This is a genomic window from uncultured Formosa sp. (assembly GCF_947500765.1).
Taxonomy (GTDB): domain Bacteria; phylum Bacteroidota; class Bacteroidia; order Flavobacteriales; family Flavobacteriaceae; genus Formosa.
On the sequence record NZ_CANMTH010000005.1, the window covers coordinates 210,791 to 230,472 of the forward strand.

At 32.6% G+C, this 19,682-nt stretch carries 11 protein-coding genes; all 11 read left to right on the forward strand.

Going from position 1 to position 19,682, the window contains the following annotated elements:
* Positions 1-158 precede the first annotated feature (158 nt).
* The 11 genes from Q1B05_RS11415 (at position 159) to Q1B05_RS11465 (ending at position 19,672) form a co-directional block, all read left to right on the forward strand.
* Entirely contained in the window at positions 159-2,009 is a 1,851-nt protein-coding gene (locus Q1B05_RS11415) for an arylsulfatase (protein ID WP_299780761.1), read from the forward strand.
* 5 nt (positions 2,010-2,014) lie between these two features.
* Positions 2,015-3,580: an arylsulfatase gene (locus Q1B05_RS11420; RefSeq protein WP_299780763.1), complete on the forward strand. Its 1,566-nt coding sequence runs from the start codon at positions 2,015-2,017 to the stop codon at positions 3,578-3,580.
* A gap of 31 nt (positions 3,581-3,611) precedes the next feature.
* Positions 3,612-4,436: a DUF1080 domain-containing protein gene (locus tag Q1B05_RS11425; protein ID WP_299780765.1), complete on the forward strand. Its 825-nt coding sequence runs from the start codon at positions 3,612-3,614 to the stop codon at positions 4,434-4,436.
* Positions 4,437-5,065: 629 nt separating this feature from the next.
* Positions 5,066-6,283, forward strand: a complete 1,218-nt coding sequence (locus Q1B05_RS11430; protein ID WP_299780767.1) for a glycoside hydrolase family 88 protein — start codon at positions 5,066-5,068, stop codon at positions 6,281-6,283.
* A gap of 1,106 nt (positions 6,284-7,389) precedes the next feature.
* A complete protein-coding gene (locus Q1B05_RS11435; protein WP_299780769.1) occupies positions 7,390-10,647 on the forward strand; it encodes a SusC/RagA family TonB-linked outer membrane protein in 3,258 nt (1,085 codons plus the stop codon).
* Between the two features lie 23 nt (positions 10,648-10,670).
* Complete coding sequence (locus Q1B05_RS11440) at positions 10,671-12,563, forward strand: RagB/SusD family nutrient uptake outer membrane protein (RefSeq protein ID WP_299780771.1); 1,893 nt, start codon at positions 10,671-10,673, stop codon at positions 12,561-12,563.
* A 760-nt stretch (positions 12,564-13,323) separates the two neighbouring features.
* A complete protein-coding gene (locus Q1B05_RS11445) occupies positions 13,324-14,352 on the forward strand; it encodes a glycoside hydrolase family protein (RefSeq protein ID WP_299780773.1) in 1,029 nt (342 codons plus the stop codon).
* 27 nt (positions 14,353-14,379) lie between these two features.
* Positions 14,380-15,705, forward strand: a complete 1,326-nt coding sequence (locus Q1B05_RS11450) for a sugar porter family MFS transporter (RefSeq protein ID WP_299780775.1) — start codon at positions 14,380-14,382, stop codon at positions 15,703-15,705.
* Between the two features lie 21 nt (positions 15,706-15,726).
* Positions 15,727-16,548: an alpha/beta hydrolase family protein gene (locus Q1B05_RS11455; protein ID WP_299780777.1), complete on the forward strand. Its 822-nt coding sequence runs from the start codon at positions 15,727-15,729 to the stop codon at positions 16,546-16,548.
* A gap of 5 nt (positions 16,549-16,553) precedes the next feature.
* Complete coding sequence (locus tag Q1B05_RS11460) at positions 16,554-18,038, forward strand: sulfatase-like hydrolase/transferase (RefSeq protein WP_299780779.1); 1,485 nt, start codon at positions 16,554-16,556, stop codon at positions 18,036-18,038.
* A 191-nt stretch (positions 18,039-18,229) separates the two neighbouring features.
* Positions 18,230-19,672 (forward strand): hypothetical protein, encoded by a 1,443-nt coding sequence (locus Q1B05_RS11465; RefSeq protein ID WP_299780781.1) that lies wholly within the window; start codon positions 18,230-18,232, stop codon positions 19,670-19,672.
* Positions 19,673-19,682: the final 10 nt, after the last annotated feature.

Here is a 19,682-nt window from a genome sequence, read left to right on the forward strand (position 1 = left end):
AATATAACTATTAAATATAAGTAGAATGTAAACAATTGTTGTAAATGAAGCATAACTTATATAGAATGCATCATAAGTTATATATATGGTTTGAATTAAATAATACTTTAGTAGGCATAAGAGATTTTAACCTTCGGTATTAAAATAATAATATTCTAATGAAAAATAATTTCAAACCAACAACTTATTCTTTTCTAATTTTATGTTGCTTAATAGCACTGTCTTCTTGTTCTTCTAAAGAGAAAAAAGTTGAAGTTGTTAAAGAAGAAAAACCAAACGTAATTTTAATTTTGGTAGACGATCAAGGATACGGCGATATCGCTTCCTTGGGAAATCCGTATATAAAAACACCACATATTGATGCTTTGCACGATTCGAGTGCACGATTTACAGATTATCATGTTAACCCAACTTGTGCGCCAACACGTGCGGCCTTATTAACAGGACACAATGCTAACAGAGCAGGAGTTTGGCATACGGTAAATGGCCGTTCTATACTTTTAGAGCATGAAACTACGGCAGCAGAAATTATGAAAGACAATGGTTATGCTACTGGAATTTTTGGAAAATGGCACTTAGGAGATAATTATCCATCTAGACCTCAAGATAAAGGTTTTGAAGAAGTACTAGTTCTTGGAGGTGGCGGTATAGAGCAAACTATGGATTATTGGGATAACGATTATTTTAATGATACATATCACCATAACGGGAAATTAGAAAAATTTGAAGGGTTCTGTACAGATATTTGGTTTAATGAAGCTATGAAATTTATGGCCGATAATAAAGCTAAAAACAAACCTTTCTTTTGTTATTTGCCAACTAATGCGGCACATACACCGTATTTTGTAGATGATAAATATTCAGATCCTTATAAAGATAATGAGAATATCCCAAGTGCAGCTTTTTATGGATTGATTGCTAATGTAGATGAAAATATAGGGAAGCTTACAGAGTATTTAAATACAAGCGGATTAATCGATAATACTATTTTAATTTTTATGACCGATAACGGAACATCTGCAGGAGCTCAAATTCCTAAAACAGACGACCGATTAGATGGTTTTGTTTCCAAAGGGTTTAATGCAGGCATGCGTGGTATTAAGGCCAGTAAATATGAAGGTGGTCACCGTGTTCCTTTATTTATCCATTGGAAAGATGGAGGGATAACAGTAGGTAAAGATATCGATGCGTTAACTGCTCATTACGATGTATTACCAACCTTAATAGATTTATGTGATTTAGATGTAAAACAAGATATTAAATTCGATGGACAAAGTTTAAAGCCTTTATTAAACGGAGACGATTCTAATTTTAAAGATCGTATTGTAATTACAAATTCACAACGTATAGATGTGCCAGAACCTTGGAGAAGAACATCGCTTATGCAAGGAAAATGGCGTGTTATAGATGGTACAGAGTTATACGACTTAAAAACCGACCCAGAACAACGTAACAATATTGCAGATCAGCATCCAGAAAAAATGGCTGAGTTTAGAGCCGCTTATGATGCCTGGTGGGCAGATTTATTACCGGGATATAGCATTTTGCCACGTATTTATGTAGGAGACAAAGCAGAGAATCCTACAACATTATATTGTCACGATTGGCATACAGAAAAAGCAGCAAGTCCTTGGCATCAAAGACATATTAGACAAGGCTTTATGGATAACGGTTATTGGTTATTAAAAGTTGCAGAAGCCGGAACGTATACCTTAAAATTACGTCGTTGGCCTTCAGAGACAAATTTAGCACTAGGTGCCGAAGCAGCCATTCGTCCAGAACTTGCAGGTACAAGTGTAAGTGCTTCTAAAAAAGGAAAAGCATTACATATAAAAAATGCACGAATTAAAATTCAAGATAAAGAAGCAGAGAAGGTTGTTGATGCAACTCAGGAATATGTCGAATTTACAGTCGATTTAAAAGCCGGAGATACACAACTTCAAACCTGGTTTACATTAGATAATAAAGAAGAATTAGGTGCATATTATGTCACTGTAGAAAAAATATAATAATTATGGTTACTAGTAAAACTCTACAATTGTTAGTTTTAGCACTTGTGTTTTCTAATCTTATGGTAGGTCAGGCAAAGCATTCTGATGTAACAAAACCGAATATTGTAATCATTTACACAGACGATCAAGGCTATGGCGATGTTGGCGCTTTAAATCCGGAGGCTAAGTTTAAGACGCCTAATATGGATAAAATTGCTAATGAAGGTATTATTTTTACCGATGGACATAGTAGTGATGCGGTTTGTACACCTTCACGTTATAGTTTACTTACAGGTCGTTATAGCTGGAGAACTAGCTTGAAAAAAAATGTATTACGAGCTGATGGCCCCTGCTTAATTGAAAAAGATAGAATGACAATTGGTTCTTTACTTCAAGCACAAGGCTATCAAACAGCGATGGTTGGAAAATGGCATTTACAAATGGAGTTTGAAGGCGAACGTGGAAAAAATAGAGATTGGTCTAAACCTTTTAAAGAAGGACCTATAGAGCATGGTTTCGATTATTTCTTCGGAATACCAGCGTCTATGAATTACGGTATTTTAACATATTTAGAAAATGACCGTGTGTTAGAACCGCCAACACTGTGGACTAAAAAGAAAATGGATGTTACTCCGCGTACGTATAGAATGACGCCACCATATCAAGATGAAAAACAAAAAGGATTTGTTGAGGTAGCACCTTCATTTAACGACGAATTGGTATTAGAAACCATAACAAATAAAGCTGTAGAATATATTAATACAGCATCTAAAAAAGAAAAACCTTTCTTTTTATATTTTCCTCTAACAAGTCCGCATTTACCACATGCAACACACCCAGATTTTCAAGGTAAAAGTAATTGTGGTAATTATGGCGATTTTATGCAAGAAACCGATTATCGAGTTGGACAAGTGTTAGATGCACTAAAAGCAAATGGAGTAGAAGAAAATACCTTGGTTATTTTTTCATCAGATAATGGGGCCGAATCTAATTATATCTATCAACGAGATACCTATAATCATTATAGTAATTTGATTTTTAAAGGCGGTAAGCGCGATATTTATGAAGGAGGACATCGAGTACCGTTTTTAATGAGATGGCCAAATATAATTAAAGCGGGAGGTGTAGTAAAGACGCCTGTTAGTCAGACCGATTATTTAGCAACTATAGCTGATATCGTAGGTGCATCATTTCCTGATTCGGCTGGAGAAGATAGTTTCAGTTTGTATAATTATATGAAAAATCCAACGTCTAAATTGGATACAGATCGTCCAGTCATTCAGCATTCATTTACAGGGCATTTTGCTATTAGACAAGGTCAGTGGAAATTAAATATGCTTCGTGGTTCTGGTGGATCTTTAGAACCAGTACTTATAGAACCGAAAGCTGGTGAAGCTATTTACGAATTATACGATATGGTAAATGATCCTGGTGAAACTAAAAATCTATATTTCCAACATCCAGAGATTGTAAAAACAATGACTAAAACAATTAGTGAAATTATTAATACAGGAAGATCTACTAAAGGTAAACCGCAACCCTTTATAAAAGATAATTGGGAACAAGTAACTTGGATGAGTTTAAAGTAATATAGAACACATTCGTAAATAAAATATAAAGATGAAAGTATGTGTATGGTTATGTTCTTTTTTATGTCTGGCATTTAGTCTAGATGGTATAGCACAATCTGAAGATGGATTCGTAGATCTTTTTAATGGAAAAAATTTTGATGGTTGGTATTTAAAGATAAGAAGTGGAGATGCAGAAATGGCTAAAAAAATATTTGCTATAGAAGATGATATGATTCATGTTTTTAATGCTGATTTTCCGAACCAGTATAAACTAAATACAGGCGAGAACGATACACACGGTTTAATATATTCTAAAAAGGCCTACAGTAAATATATTTTAAAGTTTGAATATAAGTGGGGAAATCGTATTGCTAATAATTTTAATAAATGGCAGTATGATGCAGGTGTCTATTACCATGTTGTTAACGACGCTGTTTGGCCTGTGGGAATAGAATATCAGATTAGATACGACCATATTACAAATACAAATCATACCGGAGATTTAATTCGACCTAAAGGGGCCGAATATGATTGGTATAGTAACCAAACTGGTAATACTTATTTACATCCAAATAATGGTGGGAAGCTAGAAGATAAAAAAAATTGGATGCATTTGGCAAGTCATACAACCAATTTTAATGGCATAAATAACGAATGGAACCATTGCGAGATTATAGTCATGGGAAGTGAATATGCCATTCATAAATTAAATGGAGAGGTGGTAAATATGGCCTTCAATTTAAAACCCAGTGAAGGTATATTCGGATTTCAATCTGAAACTGCAGAAATCTATTATAGAAATATAAAAATTAAAGAATTTGATGCCATTATTCCTGCCGAAATATTCTTGAATTCAAAAAATAAGGGGAAGTAAATTTAGTCTACATAAAAAGCATAATAGCTTCTAATTCTCTAAAAATTTAATCTAGTTATAAAATAATTAATAACTGGGTCAATTTATACCATAGTCTCTTCCTTTTAATACATTTTCTGTTTGTCACCTTCATAATGTATCAATATTTCAATAGTTGTGGTGTAGAAAGATCCTTGTCTCAATAAATTTAGAAATTTGAGTTGATATAAAAACAAATTTTTAAAAGGAGCTCTAATATACAAGTCTTAAAAAAGAATATGGTTTATGTATTACGGTGTTTATTTATTTTAAGACCTAAAAAGAGGGGGTGTTTATATATATTATAACATACTCTAAATTTAAAATAAAGGCATTTAAAATAAATATAAATGGATAGTGCTTCTAAATCGTGCAGATTAAAACTGGTGACTTAGTATGATTTAAAAAAAACAATTAAAATTTTAGTCGAATTGTTAATGAGCCCACTAAAACAGGCTTTTTTTTGAGAAAATGGGTTTAAATTTATTAAGATTGACTCATATTTTATACCAAAAAAAAGAAGAGCGCTCTATTATTGTAATGTCATTTAAACAGAAATGATTTTAAACCCATTTTAAGATTTAATTATAAAATTAATACGATTTAAATATATGAATTTACTAAAAGGAACTTTCGTAGCTTGTCTTTGTGCTGCCACGTTAATTGGATGCGATTCAAAAAAGAAAGATGTAACCGTTTCTTCGGTTGATAAAACTGTAGAAATAGTCAATACAGATCGAATACTTGATTTAAGTGTCGGTAAAGTTAAAACAACATTAGCTTCTTTAACAGTGGCCGATAGTTTTCCAAGAAATATAAGTAAAGGTAAGAAAGATTGGAATCTTGTAGGTGTAACAGATTGGTGTTCTGGTTTTTGGCCAGGTGTGCTTTGGTATGCTTATGAGTATTCAAAAGATCCAGTGATTAAAGCTGGAGCAGAAAAATTTACAGCACCCTTAAAAGAAATTGCTTATACACCTGCAGATAATCATGATATTGGTTTTATGGTATATTGTAGTTATGGAAATGGATACAGATTAACTGGTAATGAAGAATATAAAACAGTAATGCTTGCCGCTGCAGATACATTAGCTACATTATATAATCCTAAAGTTGGAACTATTCTATCTTGGCCTGTAATGGTGCCTAAGCTTGGTTACAATACGATTATTGATAATATGATGAATTTAGAACTTTTATTTTGGGCTGCTAAAAACGGAGGAGATAAAAGTTTATATGATATCGCAGATAGTCATGCCGAAAAATCTATGAAGTATTTGGTACGTCCAGATTATTCAATTTATCACGTTGCGCTTTTCGATGAAGCTACAGGAAAATTTAGAAAAGGGATTACACACCAAGGTTATGCAGACGAGTCTATGTGGGCAAGAGGACAAGGTTGGGGAATTTACGGTTTCGCCATGTCTTACAGAGAAACAGGAAAAGAAGAATATTTAGAAACGTCTATGAAATTAGCCGATCACTTCTTAGAACGTTTACCAGAAGATGGAATACCATACTGGGATTTCGACGATCCAAAAATACCAGATGCACCTAAAGACGCTTCAGCAGCATCTTTAATAGCTTGTGGAATGCTAGAATTAGCCGGACAAGTAAAAGATGAGGCGCTAAAAGAAAAATATACAAATGCAGCTAAAGCATTGATGGAAAAATTAGAATCTGACACGTATTTTAGCGGAGATACTAACGAAGCATTGTTATTGCATTCTACTGGTCATCTTCCTAATAATTCAGAAATAGATGTACCTATAATTTACGCAGATTATTATTTTATGGAAGCTCTATTAAGATTAGAGAAGCTTAAATAGAATATTACACAATATTAATTTAGTTTGTTTTTTTTTTTTTGCAAATCAGGAGATGATTTAGAGATTATATCCCTTATTTGATTTTAACCCTTTTAGAAGTCGTTCTAAAAGGGTTTTTTATTTTATCTGAGTTCATATATCAAGAAGCTTTTAATAATGTGTTATTCCATGTCTTAAATAGGGAGGTAATACTTTATTCTAATTAGTGAATTGCTAAAATAAAAGACTCTTATGTTAACAAAACATTAAGGAATAAGCTTATGTTCTAGCTGTTTAACGTATTTAAAAATAAATACAATAAAGTGAGCTGTAAAGCCTAGTCATAAACATGAAGTGGGGCTTAGAGATGTTAAAATTATGGTTGAAATACAATTAAAGTTTAAAGAAGTGCTTTTAAGTATAAAATTCTTAGTATAAAAGATGTTTATTGAGTAAATGAAAATATTAAATGTCTATTTGTGAGAATAGATTAAATATACACACGTTTGTATCTTGTTTTTTCTATTTTTAGTCAAATAAAACGGAGTTGTATTTGTGTATTGATTTTCAGTGTTTTATTTTATTTGTTGGAGTTTTTAATAAAAAAGCAGATAAGTTTTTTTAACATTTAAGACGACATGTAACATTTTACAAAAGGATAAAACAACGATAAATTTGTATTGCCTAATTATCAAATTTCCCTATCCTTAAAAAGGATTAAAATATTAATTGTATGTTAAATTTGAGAATTGCATAAAAACATGTTGCATAAAAACAGGTGAGGTATAGTAATTAATGCCCAAACCACTGTTTATAAGGAAAGTTAGCTAAAAATGGGTGATAAGTTAGATAGATAGAATCATGATTTAGATGATAAATAAGGCATTATTTATAAAATTGTTAACAGAAACACCAAATGAAATGTTAACGTTTTAATTCTGGTATTCAACAAACATTATTAACATAAAACAATCTATTATGACAAAAAAAAAATTACTTAAGCATCATCCTAAACCAAATGATGTTTATCTGAAAAAAGGCAAAATTTAATTCATGTGGAGTGTGTTAAACTTTGATAAAAACTTAACAAACAAGTAAAATAGTATAGTATAACTAAAAAGTAATTTATGTATAAGAATTATAATTTTAAAAAGTCTTCAATAAAGCCAGCCTTGTTTATGGCCTTATTGCTAAGCTTATCTTATGGTAGTGTATTTGCTGCAAACGATACGGATAAATTAGTTGATGAAGCAAGTGTAAGCGAACAAAACCTAACTATTACTGGAAATGTAACTTCTGTAGACGATGGCATGCCATTAGCAGGAGTGAATGTAATTTTAAAAGGTGTACAAGGTGTAGGAACCGTAACAGATTTTGATGGTAATTATTCTTTAGATGTACCATCTTCTACTTCTGTTCTTATGTTTAGTTCTATTGGGTATGTATCTCAAGAAGTTTCTGTAGCTGGTAATACAAAATTAAACATTCAATTAGAAACTAACATTAGTGAATTAGACGAAGTTATTGTTGTAGGGTTTGGTACTCAGAAAAAAGCAACACTTACAGGATCTGTAGCACAAGTAAAAGGAGACGATGTTGTAAAAGGTAAAGGTACGTCTAGTGCGGTATTAGCTTTACAAGGTGAGGTTCCTGGTTTAGTTGTTACACGTACATCTTCGCGTCCAGGTGTAGAGGGAACGTCTATTAATATTCGTGGAGATATTTCTGTAAATAGTATCAGTCCGCTTATCTTATTAGATGGTGTTGAAATTTCTCAAAGTGATTTATCAGCAATTAACGCTAACGATATTGAAACCTATTCTGTGTTAAAAGATGCTTCTGCTGCAATTTTTGGTACTAAAGCTGCTGGAGGTGTTATTTTGGTAACTACTAAAAAAGGTAAAGAAGGGAAAATGCAAATTAGCTATAAAGGAGAAACGCAATTAAACTTTGCAAAAGACTTCCCTGTTGCTAATATGAAAGAGTGGGCAGATGCTTGGTTAGTAGCAGGTAGAAATGATGCTGTAAACTTTGTAGATGGAGACGGAAATCAACAAACAGCAGCAACAAGCTTTAGATTCTTTACAGAGGACGAGTTTATGATGATATCTAATGGAACTATGCCAATGGCTCCAAACTCTTATTTTTGGTTAGGTAAAGATCACTATTTTTCTGATACAAGCCAGTTTGATGCAGTATATGGAACAACTATTACAGAAAGACATGATTTTTCACTTTCTGGAGGTAATGAGAATGCAACGTATAGATCATCTTTTGGGTATGCAAACGAGCGCTCTCCTATTTCATTCGTTTACGACGGACAAAAACGTTACAACTTCCGTACAAATGTGTCGTACAAGGTTAATGATTTAGTAAAAACAGATTTTAATATTTCATACAATAGTGATATTATTGATACTCCAACTCAAGGTGTAGGGTATGGTATTCAAGACATGAATATTTTCCCATTGTATAATCCAGCTGGACAGTTTTACGATAATTTTGGGTCAAACAACCCTCTTGCATTTTTAAAAGAAGGTGGTCGTGTTAAAGATCGTACTAATATATTTCGTTTAGGTGGTAAAATTACATTAGACTTAGACAAGTATATTGAAGGATTAAACTTCTCTTACTTTGGAAACATATCAATAACAGAAAATAGAAAAAATAAAACATGGAAACCAGTAACAATGTATGATTGGGAAGGTAATGTAACAGGTACACCAACAACTTTAGTTAACTCTAAATTAGAAGTAACAGAAGCAGATTATGTATTCCAAAATCATATTTTTCAATTAAATTACAACCGTTCATTCGGAAACCATAATCTAGGAGTTATGGCTGGGTATACTGCAGAATTAACCGAAACAGAGAAATACTTTATGTCTCGTTCTAATTTAGTAGATGCATCTTTAAACGATTTAAATGCTTTTGATGTAACTACACAAACAAATAGTGGAGGAAGTAATAATGTTGCTTTAGTATCTTATTTAGGAAAAATTAATTACGATTACAATGGTATTTATTTATTAGAAGTATTAGGGCGTCGTGATGGGTCTTCTCGTTTACACCCAGATTATAGATGGAAAAATTTCTTTGGCGCATCTACAGGTATAGTGCTTTCTGAGATGTCTTTTATGGATGATAGCGTTATTAATCTGTTAAAATTACGTGCTTCTTATGGAGAAACAGGTTCTGTAACAGGTATAACCGCATACGATTATTACTCTAGTATTGGTAATGGTACCGTATTATTTGGTAGTACGCCGCAATTGGCAGCAACATCTTATATTAATGGATTATCTTCTTTAGATCGTACTTGGGAGCGTGTGTCTACAAGTAACATTGCAGTGGATTTTGGATTATTAAATAATAGATTAACCGGTACTGCTGAATATTATATTCGTAAAAACGACGGTATGTTAGTTAACGTTACCTATCCAAATGTATTAGGTGTTACGGCTCCAAAAACAAATAGTGGTGATTTCGAAACTAAAGGTTACGAATTGTCATTAAACTGGAGAGATCGCATTGGAGACGATTTTACTTATCGCGTAGGTCTTGCATTCTGGGATAACGAAAGTGAAGTTAAACGTATGGAAGGTAAAAATTCTATTAGTATAGGCTCAAATAGTATTATTGAAGGAAAACCTTTAAATGCTATTTATGCTTATAAAACAGATGGTTTATTAAAAACAGAAGACCAAGTATTAAATTATTATAATCAAGTTGGATTTGAAGACCCTTCAACTCAAGAAATGAAGGATGGTACGAAGTTACCAAATTATAGAAGTGCAGATCGTTTAGTTCCTGGAACAGTTAATCGTGTAGATGTGAGTGGAGATGGTATTATTGATCAAGATGATTTAGTATATGTAGGAGATGCTAATCCACATAAAAGTTTTGGTATTAACTTAGGATTTACTTATAAAAATTTCGATTTCAGTGCATTTTTTCAAGGAGTTGGAGAAGTAAATATTGTTAGAACAGGTTCACTATCTTATCCATTTCAACAATGGTGGACAAACCAAAACCCTACCTTTACAAACAAGACTTGGACACCAGAGAATTCAAATTCAAATACTCCAGCAGCATTTGTAAATACTTCTAGAAAAGTATGGAATTATGATGATCTAAATGATATAAACGTTATTAAAGGAGCATATTTAAGAGCTAAAGCAATATCTGTTGGGTACGGATTACCACAGGATGTTTTAGATAAAATGGGAATGGATAAAGTAAGATTATCTTTAACAGGAAACGATTTGTTTACAATTTCAAATATTAGAGATGGATTAGATCCTGAATTCGGTGAAGGAACAAGACAAGGTAGTATGATTCCTTTTACATCTGCATTGATCTTTGGAGTTGAACTTGCATTTTAATTAAAACTTTTAATTTAAAGAATATGAAAAATATACATTATAATATAAAAAGAATAGGGTTAGCAACCGTAGTCTCAGTATTCATGTTTACTGGATGCTCAGATTATTTAGATCAAGAACCACTAGATTCTGTTACAGAAGCAGTGTATTTTAAAACTGCAGAACAGTTTGAAACAGCTGCAAATTATTTTTACCGTGCATCTTTAGGATATGATGCAGGAGATGAATCTTCAGATTTATCAGGAAACCTAGATATTTCTCCGTCTTACGGACAAGGTCAATCCATTATACCTACATCAGATGCTGTTTGGTCAGGTAATTATGGCCAATTAAGAGAACCAAATCAACTCATCGAAAAAGCAGCAGAATACGATGGAGATCAGTCAGAAATTGCAGGATCTGTTGCAACAGCTTATTTCTTTAGAGCTTGGTGTCACTTTAATTTGTTACAACGTTTTGGAGGTGTACCAATAGTTACACGTTCTCTAGATGTAGATTCTGAAGAATTATACGGGCCAAGAAACAGTCGTTACGAAGTGGTATATCAAATTCTTAGTGATTTAGACGTTGCTATTGCAGATTTACCTACAGAAAATAGCATTCCAGATTCAGAAAAAGGGAAACTTTCAACAGAAGCGGCTAGAGCATTTAAAGCACGTGTGGCGTTATATGAAGCAACTTGGGAAAAATATGTAGGTACTACTACAGATGGAGACGGTGTTAGCACAGGAGCAGGATCTAATAAACCAGCAGGATACCCAAGTGTAGACGAGTTATTTTCTGAAGCTAAAGAGCAATCTCTAGCGGTTATTAATAGTGGTGCTTATGAATTGTGGGATTATCGCGAACAATTCGGAGATAGAAATTTATATTATCTATTTAATTTAGAAGATGGAGGTTCTAACCCTGCAGGCTTATCTAAAGCAAATAATAAAGAGTATATTATTCAAACAGTTTACGATTATACATTAAGAAGAATAAATAAAAACTTAACACACTCTAAAGCACATACACCATCTCGTAAATTAATGGATATGTACCTATGTACAGATGGTTTACCAGTACAACACTCTTCTGTCTTTGAAGGGTATAATACTATGACTTCAGAATTCCGTAATCGTGATTATCGTTTAACAAGTTTTGTTCGTGAACCTTTAGTAGAATACTGGGGTTGGGGAAGTAGTGTAGACGGTGGAGGAGCACAATATGGTGTAGACTTCGCAGACGCAGGTACTAATTTTGACTATAGATATGTGCCGGAATTAACAAGCCCAGGAGCTGGACGTAATATTGGTTATATGGGTGTTAAATTCACTACAGAGTATATTTTAAGAGAAACTAAATATGAATCTTTTAATTATCCTTATTTACGTTATGCAGAGGTTCTTTTAACGTATGCAGAAGCTACAGTAGAATCAGGAGGAGGAGCTATTTCTGATGGTGATTTAGATATCTCTATCAATAAAATTAGAGAACGTTCTAATGTTGCACCTTTAACAAATGCATTAATTGCACCATTTTCAGACTTAACTATGTTAGGAGAAATACGTAGAGAGCGTGCTATCGAATTATTTGGTGAAAATCAACGTTTCAACGATTTAAAACGTTGGGGTATTGCAGAAGAGGAGTTAGGTCATGTTGTAGCAACAACATATGTAGAAGGTACAGAGTTTGAAACGGCTGAAAATCCTAAAAATCCAGGATCTAATATTTATATACCTAGTGCATTCTCTTACGGAACAACATCTACAGAACAATCTGTATCTAGTTATTCAGGTATAGCAACAACTAAGCCTGGTGCATTAATATTAGATATTGCAGGGAATAGAAACTTCTCTATAAATAATTATTTAGATCCTATCGGGTCAGATCAAATCAGATTAAACCCTGAATTATTACAAAACCCAGGATGGTAAGATTTATATTATAATTCTCAAATCTATTTATATTTAACTTAAAAGCAGTTGCGATTTTATCGCAGCTGCTTTTTTTTTACTTTGTTTTAATGTAAGATGTGCTTTTAATTTAAAAGATGACGCAGTTTAGTACTTATCTTATTTCTCTAAAAAAGTTCCTTAAGTTTCAAAAACATAAATTAAAGGCTTGTTATGTCTTTTTTATTCAATCATTTTAACATAATTATGACTTAAAATACAACTTTAAAATGGTAGATGTTAATGAAAATATTTCAAAAATAAAAACAGTTGAAAACAAGCTTTAAGAAAAATAATTATGAGAATAAAGTGGAGGAGATAAGAAAAAATACGAGCAAAAATAAAGTTGTTTTAAACGGTGTATTAAATTAGTTTTAAAACCATATAATTTTTTAAAAAGCCTATTAACACTAGGGAAAACAGTAAAAATGGTTAATGTGTTATAGTAATTGAACTATAATTTATTCAATATTTATGGAACAATATTTAGATTGCAGTAGTTATTGTTTATTAAGTCTTAAAGAAAGTAGTTAAGTTTTTAAGACGTGTTAGAATTGGTTTAAAATTCATCCAAGGCGATAGAAACTTCAAATTGGATGAATTTTTTAAAAATAAAATACAACCATTTTTAGTATAAAAAGGATAAACATACTATTGAATACATAAGATGAAAACAATTAGAATTTATATCCTACTCACGCTAGTATTTGTTTGCACAAGTGGTTTACATGCGCAAAATAATATGAGCAAAAATCTTGGAGATGCACCAGTACATGGCGGTCTTGAAATGGATGGTTATTGGGTTTGGGGGAGTTCTGTAATAAAAGGCAATGATGGTATTTATAATATGTATGCCTCGCGCTGGCCAAAATATTTACCATTCCATCCAGGTTGGATGATTGCCTCAGAAATAGTACATGCTACTTCAAAAACACCTGAAGGACCTTATACATTTCAAGAGGTTGCTCTTGGAGCACGAGGCGCTCAGTTTTGGGACGGACGTTCTTGCCATAATCCTAAAATTGTAAAGTATAAAGATACTTACATTTTGTATTATATGGGATCTACGCATCCTTTTGAAGATGTTACTTTAGAAAATGTAAATCAATTCGATTTAAAAAGTAAATGGTGTATTGCTGGGCGTTGGGGAAAACGTATTGGTATGGCAACATCTAAAAGTCCAAACGGACCATGGGTACGTTTAGATACACCTATCTTAGATGTAAAACCAAATTCATTTTATAGCTATTTAACCTCTAATCCATCACCTTTAATTAAAGAAGACGGATCTGTAGTCTTACTTTTTAAAGGGCGTGATTATAAGGCAGATGGTATTACAAATGGAGACATGAATATTGGTGTAGCAACGGCACCGTCTTATGATGGTAAATATACCGTTATGGGAGATAAACCGTTATTTTCTGTAGATCATTTTGGCGAAATTGAAGATCCTCATATTTGGGGTGATGCTACGGGCTTTTATATGGTAGCAAAAGACCAACGAGGTACTATAACAGGAACTGCAGGCGATGGACTTTTAGCACATTCTAAAGATGGATTGCAGTGGGAAGTAGATAAAAATCCAAAAGCCTATACCAAAACTGTACATTGGGATAATGGCAAAACCATAACACAAGGACAATTAGAACGTCCGTTTGTGTTAGTAGAAGATGGTAAGCCTACACATATATTTTTTGCAACTATGGATGGTCCTGGTGGATTTGGAAATGGAACAAAAACTTGGAATATGGTTATTCCTTTTAAAAACTAATTTAATTACAATTAATATTAAGATACAATGAACAAAAAAATAATATTATGGTCTATAACCGCAGCACTTGCCGGATTTTTATTTGGATTTGATGTGGTCGTTATTTCTGGAGCCGATAAAAAACTTCAAATGTTATGGGAATCCTCAGATTCTTTTCATGGTTGGGTTGTAATGGGAATGGCGCTTTGGGGAACTGTAATTGGTGCTATATTTGGAGGATATCCTACAAATAAATATGGTCGTAAAAACACTTTAATTGTAATTGGAGTTTTATTTGCGTTATCTGCTATTGGTTCAGGACTGTCTAACGATCCTTACATGTTTGCATTTGCTCGTTTTATAGGAGGTATAGGTGTAGGTGCATCTACTATTGCGGCACCAGCATACATTTCAGAAATTGCTCCAGCTAAAGATAGAGGGCGTTTGGTAGCCATGTATCAATTTAATATTGTGTTTGGTATAATGGTTGCCTTTTTATCGAACTACATGTTAAGTGGTATAGGTGAAAATGCATGGAGATGGATGCTAGGGGTAGAGGCTATACCAGCCGTGTTGTATATTTTATTTGCATTGAAGTTGCCTAAAAGTCCAAGATGGTTAATCTCTCAATCAAGAATAGAAGAAGCTAGAAATGTTTTAAAAATTATAGATCCTAAAGCCGATGTTGATGCACAAATAAAAGAGTTTCAATCTCATTCTCATGAGTCTGATAAGTCGGAAAATATTTTCATGAAAAAATATAGATTTCCATTATTATTAGCATTTTTAATTGCCTTTTTTAATCAATTATCAGGAATTAATGCTTTCTTATATTATGCTCCACGAATTTTTGAAGAAGCAGGTTTAGGAGAAAGCACTGCTTTATTAAGTAGTGTTGGTATTGGAGTTACCAATATTATATTCACATTATTAGGTGTGTTTTTAATAGATAGATTAGGAAGAAAAACATTAATGTATATTGGATCTTTTGGATATATAATTTCCTTAAGTTTAGTCTCTGCAGCCTTCTTTTTTGGTTGGTCAGGAATGGCCGTGCCTATCTTCTTATTCTTATTTATTGCGGCTCATGCTGTAGGTCAAGGTTCTGTAATTTGGGTATTTATTTCTGAAATATTCCCAAATCATTTAAGAGCGTCAGGTCAATCTTTTGGAAGTTCTGTTCACTGGATTTTAGCCGCATTAATCCCGTCTTTAATTCCGTTTTTATTCAGTCATGAAATGATTGGACCAGGAGTTGTGTTCTTGTTTTTTACTGTAATGATGGTATTCCAATTATTATTTGTAATCTTTTTAATGCCTGAAACAAAAGGAAAAACATTAGAAGAGCTAGAAGATGTTATGATTAAAAAATAATTTATTAAAAAATAATTCAAAATGATTAGAAGTCTAGTCTATATCGTAATATTATTTGTATCGTGTAATGTCTTTGCATCTCGAGTAGATACGCTCTTGGTGCATAGTAATGCCATGAATAAAGATGTTAAGAATGTTGTGATTACACCAGATAATTACTCTAAGCGTAACACGGCGTATAATGTAGTTTATTTATTACATGGTGCAGGAGGAGATTATAAAGCATGGTTAGGAAAAGCTCCAGCTATTAAGAAATATGCTGATGATTATAATGTTATTATAGTGTGTCCAGATGGTTATAAAACCAGTTGGTATTTTGATAGTCCAGTAGATTCTACAATGAAATACGAAACCTATATTTCTAAAGAATTGGTTGCCAAAATAGATAAAACGTATAATACTTCTGCAACCAAAGATGGAAGAGCAATTTCAGGTTATAGTATGGGTGGGCATGGTGCTTTGTATTTAGCATTTAAACATCAAGATATTTGGGGAGCCGTTGCAAGTATGAGTGGAGGTGTAGATCTTCGTCCGTTTCCATTACGATGGGAAATCTCTAAACGTTTAGGGGAATATGCTGAATATGCAGGAAATTGGGAACAGAATTCTGTAATTAACTTGGTGTATTTATTAGATGGAAAACACTTAGAAATTCTTTTTGATTGTGGTGTAGATGATTTCTTTTACGATGCAAATATCAGATTACATGAAAAATTAGTAGAACGTAACATTCCACATGATTTTATTTCTCGTCCAGGCGGACATACAAATACATATTGGAGTAATTCAATAAAATATCACTTACTGTTTTTTAATGATTTTTTTAATAAATCAAAAAACTAATTAACATGAATTGTAGATTAATAACATATGTACTTATTTCTATATTAACCTTTTCTTGTAAAGAAGAACCAAAACAAAAAGAGGTGGTTACAGTAATTGAAGCAAAACCAACGCAACCTAATATAGTAGTGTTGTTATGCGACGATTTAGGTTATGGTGATTTGTCTACTTTTGGTCATCCTATAATTGAAACTAAGAATTTAGATAAGTTAGCCGATACAGGTATTAAAATGACTGATTTTTATTCTACAGCACCAGTATGTTCATCTTCTCGAGCGGGTTTACTTACTGGTAGAAGTCCTAATCGAGCAGGTGTATATGATTTTATTCCTGGCTATAAAAAAAGTGAAGATAATAGAGATTTAGTTCATCTTCAGGCAGACGAGGTAACTATTCCAGCAGTTTTAAAATCTGTAGGATACGAAACGTGTTTGGTTGGTAAATGGCATTGTTCGTCTCAATTTAATTCTAAAGCACAGCCACAACCTAACGATTTTGGTTTCGACTATTGGTTTGCAACACATAACAATGCATCTCCAAGTCATAAAAACCCAAATAATTTTGTCAGAAATGGAAAAAAAGCGGGGGAAATTAAAGGTTATAGTAGTCAAATAATTGTTGATGAAGCCATATCATGGTTAGATACAAAATCTAATGATGCACCGTTTTTTCTTGAAGTTGCATTTCATGAACCGCATGAACCTATTGCTTCACCAGAAGATTTAGTTCAAAAATATTTACCTCTAGCAAAGAATAGAGAAGAAGCCGAGTTTTTTGCAAACGTAGAAAATGTAGATCTTGCTGTGGGTAGATTATTAGAGTATTTCAAGGCTCATAACATCACGAATACACTTATTGTTTTTAGTTCAGACAACGGACCAGAAACACTGAATAGATATCCAAAAGCTAAACATTCTTATGGAAGTCCAGGCCCCTTAAAAGGGATGAAATTATGGACTAATGAAGCAGGATTTAGAGTGCCTGGGATTGTAAATTGGATTGGTAAACAAACCTTTACAGGAGAAACGCAAGCTGTAGTATCTGCATTAGATTTATTACCAACGTTTGCAGAATTAGCTGGTGCAGAATTACCTGATAGAATCTTAGATGGAGAATCGTTTACTTCACTATTGCAAACAGGAAATTTTCAACGCAAAAAACCATTAACATGGGCATTTTACGACGCGATTAACGCACGTCGTGTTGCCATGCGAAAAGGCGATTGGAAAATCATGGCTCGTCTTGAGCTAGATAATAAAGAGTTACCACATATTCATAATTTATACGATGAAAATATAGATGATGTAAAACGTGCAAAACTTACAGATTTTGTATTATTTAATCTCAAAACCGATATCGCAGAATCTAATAATCTAGCCTTAGAAAATCCAGAGATTTTTAATGCTATGAAAGTAGAATTTGAATCAGAATATAAAGCATTGTTAGCCGGTAGTCATGTTTGGATACGTGAAACTCAAGATGTAAAATAGTATATATATAAAGTATTCATTTGTTTTTGTTTTTTTAATCAAGGTCGCTCATGCGCAGTTTCTAATCCCTACCAGAATTGAACGTGAGCATCCGAGATTAATTTTAAAAGAAAAAAAACTAAATACAGTTTTCTCTAATAGTATGAAAGAGTAAAAAATAAAAATGCAATAATATTTAAAAGGATAAAGTAATGAGTAAACGTATTAATAATTTAAACTTTAGTTTAAGAGATAGAAAGACGTGTTTTATGGTTATGCTTTTAGTATTTAATGCCTTGTTATTAAGCGCGCAGCAACCAACAGAAGTATACTATTTAAAATTATCGGGAGATATTAAAGAGGGTAAAATTGATGTTAAAAAATATAATGAATCACAAAAGAAAGCAACGAATAAAAGAATAAACCCCATTAAATTATACCCGAATGTAGAATTTCAAACATTCGAAGGTTTTGGAGGTGCGTTTAATGAAATTGGAGGTGAAGCTTTAATGGTTTTACCTAAAGATAAGCAAACAGAGGTGGCTAAAAATTTATTTGGTTTAAATTCTGGAGCACAATTAACGTTTTGTAGAACAGCAGTAGGTGCAAGCGATTTTGGAATTGATGCCTACAGTTATGCAGAAAAAGCAAACGATTATAATATGACAGCTTTCTCTATTAAAAGAGAAGAAACGTCTGTAATTCCTTTTATTCAGCATGCTTTCTCACAGAATCCAAATCTTAAACTTTTTGCTTCACCTTGGAGTCCACCAGCATGGATGAAATATTCCGGACTTATGGATCGAGGAGAAGATTTTCCTGAAAAAAACAAATTAAAAGACGATCCTGAAATTTATAAAGCCTATGCTTTATACTTTTCAAAATATATTAAAGCGTATGAAGATAAAGGAATTAACATTGATCGTTTAATTGTTCAAAACGAAACAGATGCCAATACACGGTATCCGTCTAATGATATGTCTGTAACACAGATGAGTCATTTTGTAAAATCGTATTTACGTCCTCAATTTAAAGCAGATAAGATTGATACAGAAATTTGGGCAGGAACTTTTAGGGTTCATGGCCGTATTGATGCTTTAGAGTTAGCCGGAAATGTAGAAAACTCAGCTTTATTTGATGGTATTGGAATTCAATACACATCTTCAAAATATATTCAAGATATGAATGTATTATATCCTAACGGACACACGATGCATACCGAAGGAAATTGTTTTAATGGAAAAAACACTTGGGATCAAGCGTCGTCACGTTTAAAAGAAGTGGCACAATATTTTAATTATGGTATTCCTAATTATTGCTATTGGAACATGATCTTAAATGAAACTACAAAAAGCGGTTGGGATTGGGCACAAAACTCATTAATTAATATTGATCGTAATACTAAAGAAGTAACGTACAATCCAGATTATGGTGTGTTCGCCTTTATGAGTCAGTATTTAGTGCCTGGATCAAAACGTATAGCTAATTATTCTAAAGACGAATTAATTTCTGTAAAACGTGATAATAAAATTTACGTGTTACTTCAAAATAATAACGCTTTACCAAATTCTTACGAATGTCAGATAGAAAACGGAGAGAAGCAAATTGTAACCTTACCAGCTAAATCGTTAGCCGTAATTGTGATAAATATTTAAAATTAAATAT

What these genes read in the sequence shown, in the direction of transcription:
- Q1B05_RS11445 (WP_299780773.1), top strand. Translation starts at nt 13,324, where the DNA reads ATGAGCAAAAATCTTGGAGATGCACCAGTACATGGCGGTCTTGAAATG.
- Q1B05_RS11420 (WP_299780763.1), top strand. Translation starts at nt 2,015, where the DNA reads ATGGTTACTAGTAAAACTCTACAATTGTTAGTTTTAGCACTTGTGTTT.
- Q1B05_RS11425 (WP_299780765.1), top strand. Translation starts at nt 3,612, where the DNA reads ATGAAAGTATGTGTATGGTTATGTTCTTTTTTATGTCTGGCATTTAGT.
- Q1B05_RS11450 (WP_299780775.1), top strand. Translation starts at nt 14,380, where the DNA reads ATGAACAAAAAAATAATATTATGGTCTATAACCGCAGCACTTGCCGGA.
- Q1B05_RS11460 (WP_299780779.1), top strand. Translation starts at nt 16,554, where the DNA reads ATGAATTGTAGATTAATAACATATGTACTTATTTCTATATTAACCTTT.
- Q1B05_RS11440 (WP_299780771.1), top strand. Translation starts at nt 10,671, where the DNA reads ATGAAAAATATACATTATAATATAAAAAGAATAGGGTTAGCAACCGTA.
- Q1B05_RS11435 (WP_299780769.1), top strand. Translation starts at nt 7,390, where the DNA reads ATGTATAAGAATTATAATTTTAAAAAGTCTTCAATAAAGCCAGCCTTG.
- Q1B05_RS11430 (WP_299780767.1), top strand. Translation starts at nt 5,066, where the DNA reads ATGAATTTACTAAAAGGAACTTTCGTAGCTTGTCTTTGTGCTGCCACG.
- Q1B05_RS11415 (WP_299780761.1), top strand. Translation starts at nt 159, where the DNA reads ATGAAAAATAATTTCAAACCAACAACTTATTCTTTTCTAATTTTATGT.
- Q1B05_RS11455 (WP_299780777.1), top strand. Translation starts at nt 15,727, where the DNA reads ATGATTAGAAGTCTAGTCTATATCGTAATATTATTTGTATCGTGTAAT.
- Q1B05_RS11465 (WP_299780781.1), top strand. Translation starts at nt 18,230, where the DNA reads ATGAGTAAACGTATTAATAATTTAAACTTTAGTTTAAGAGATAGAAAG.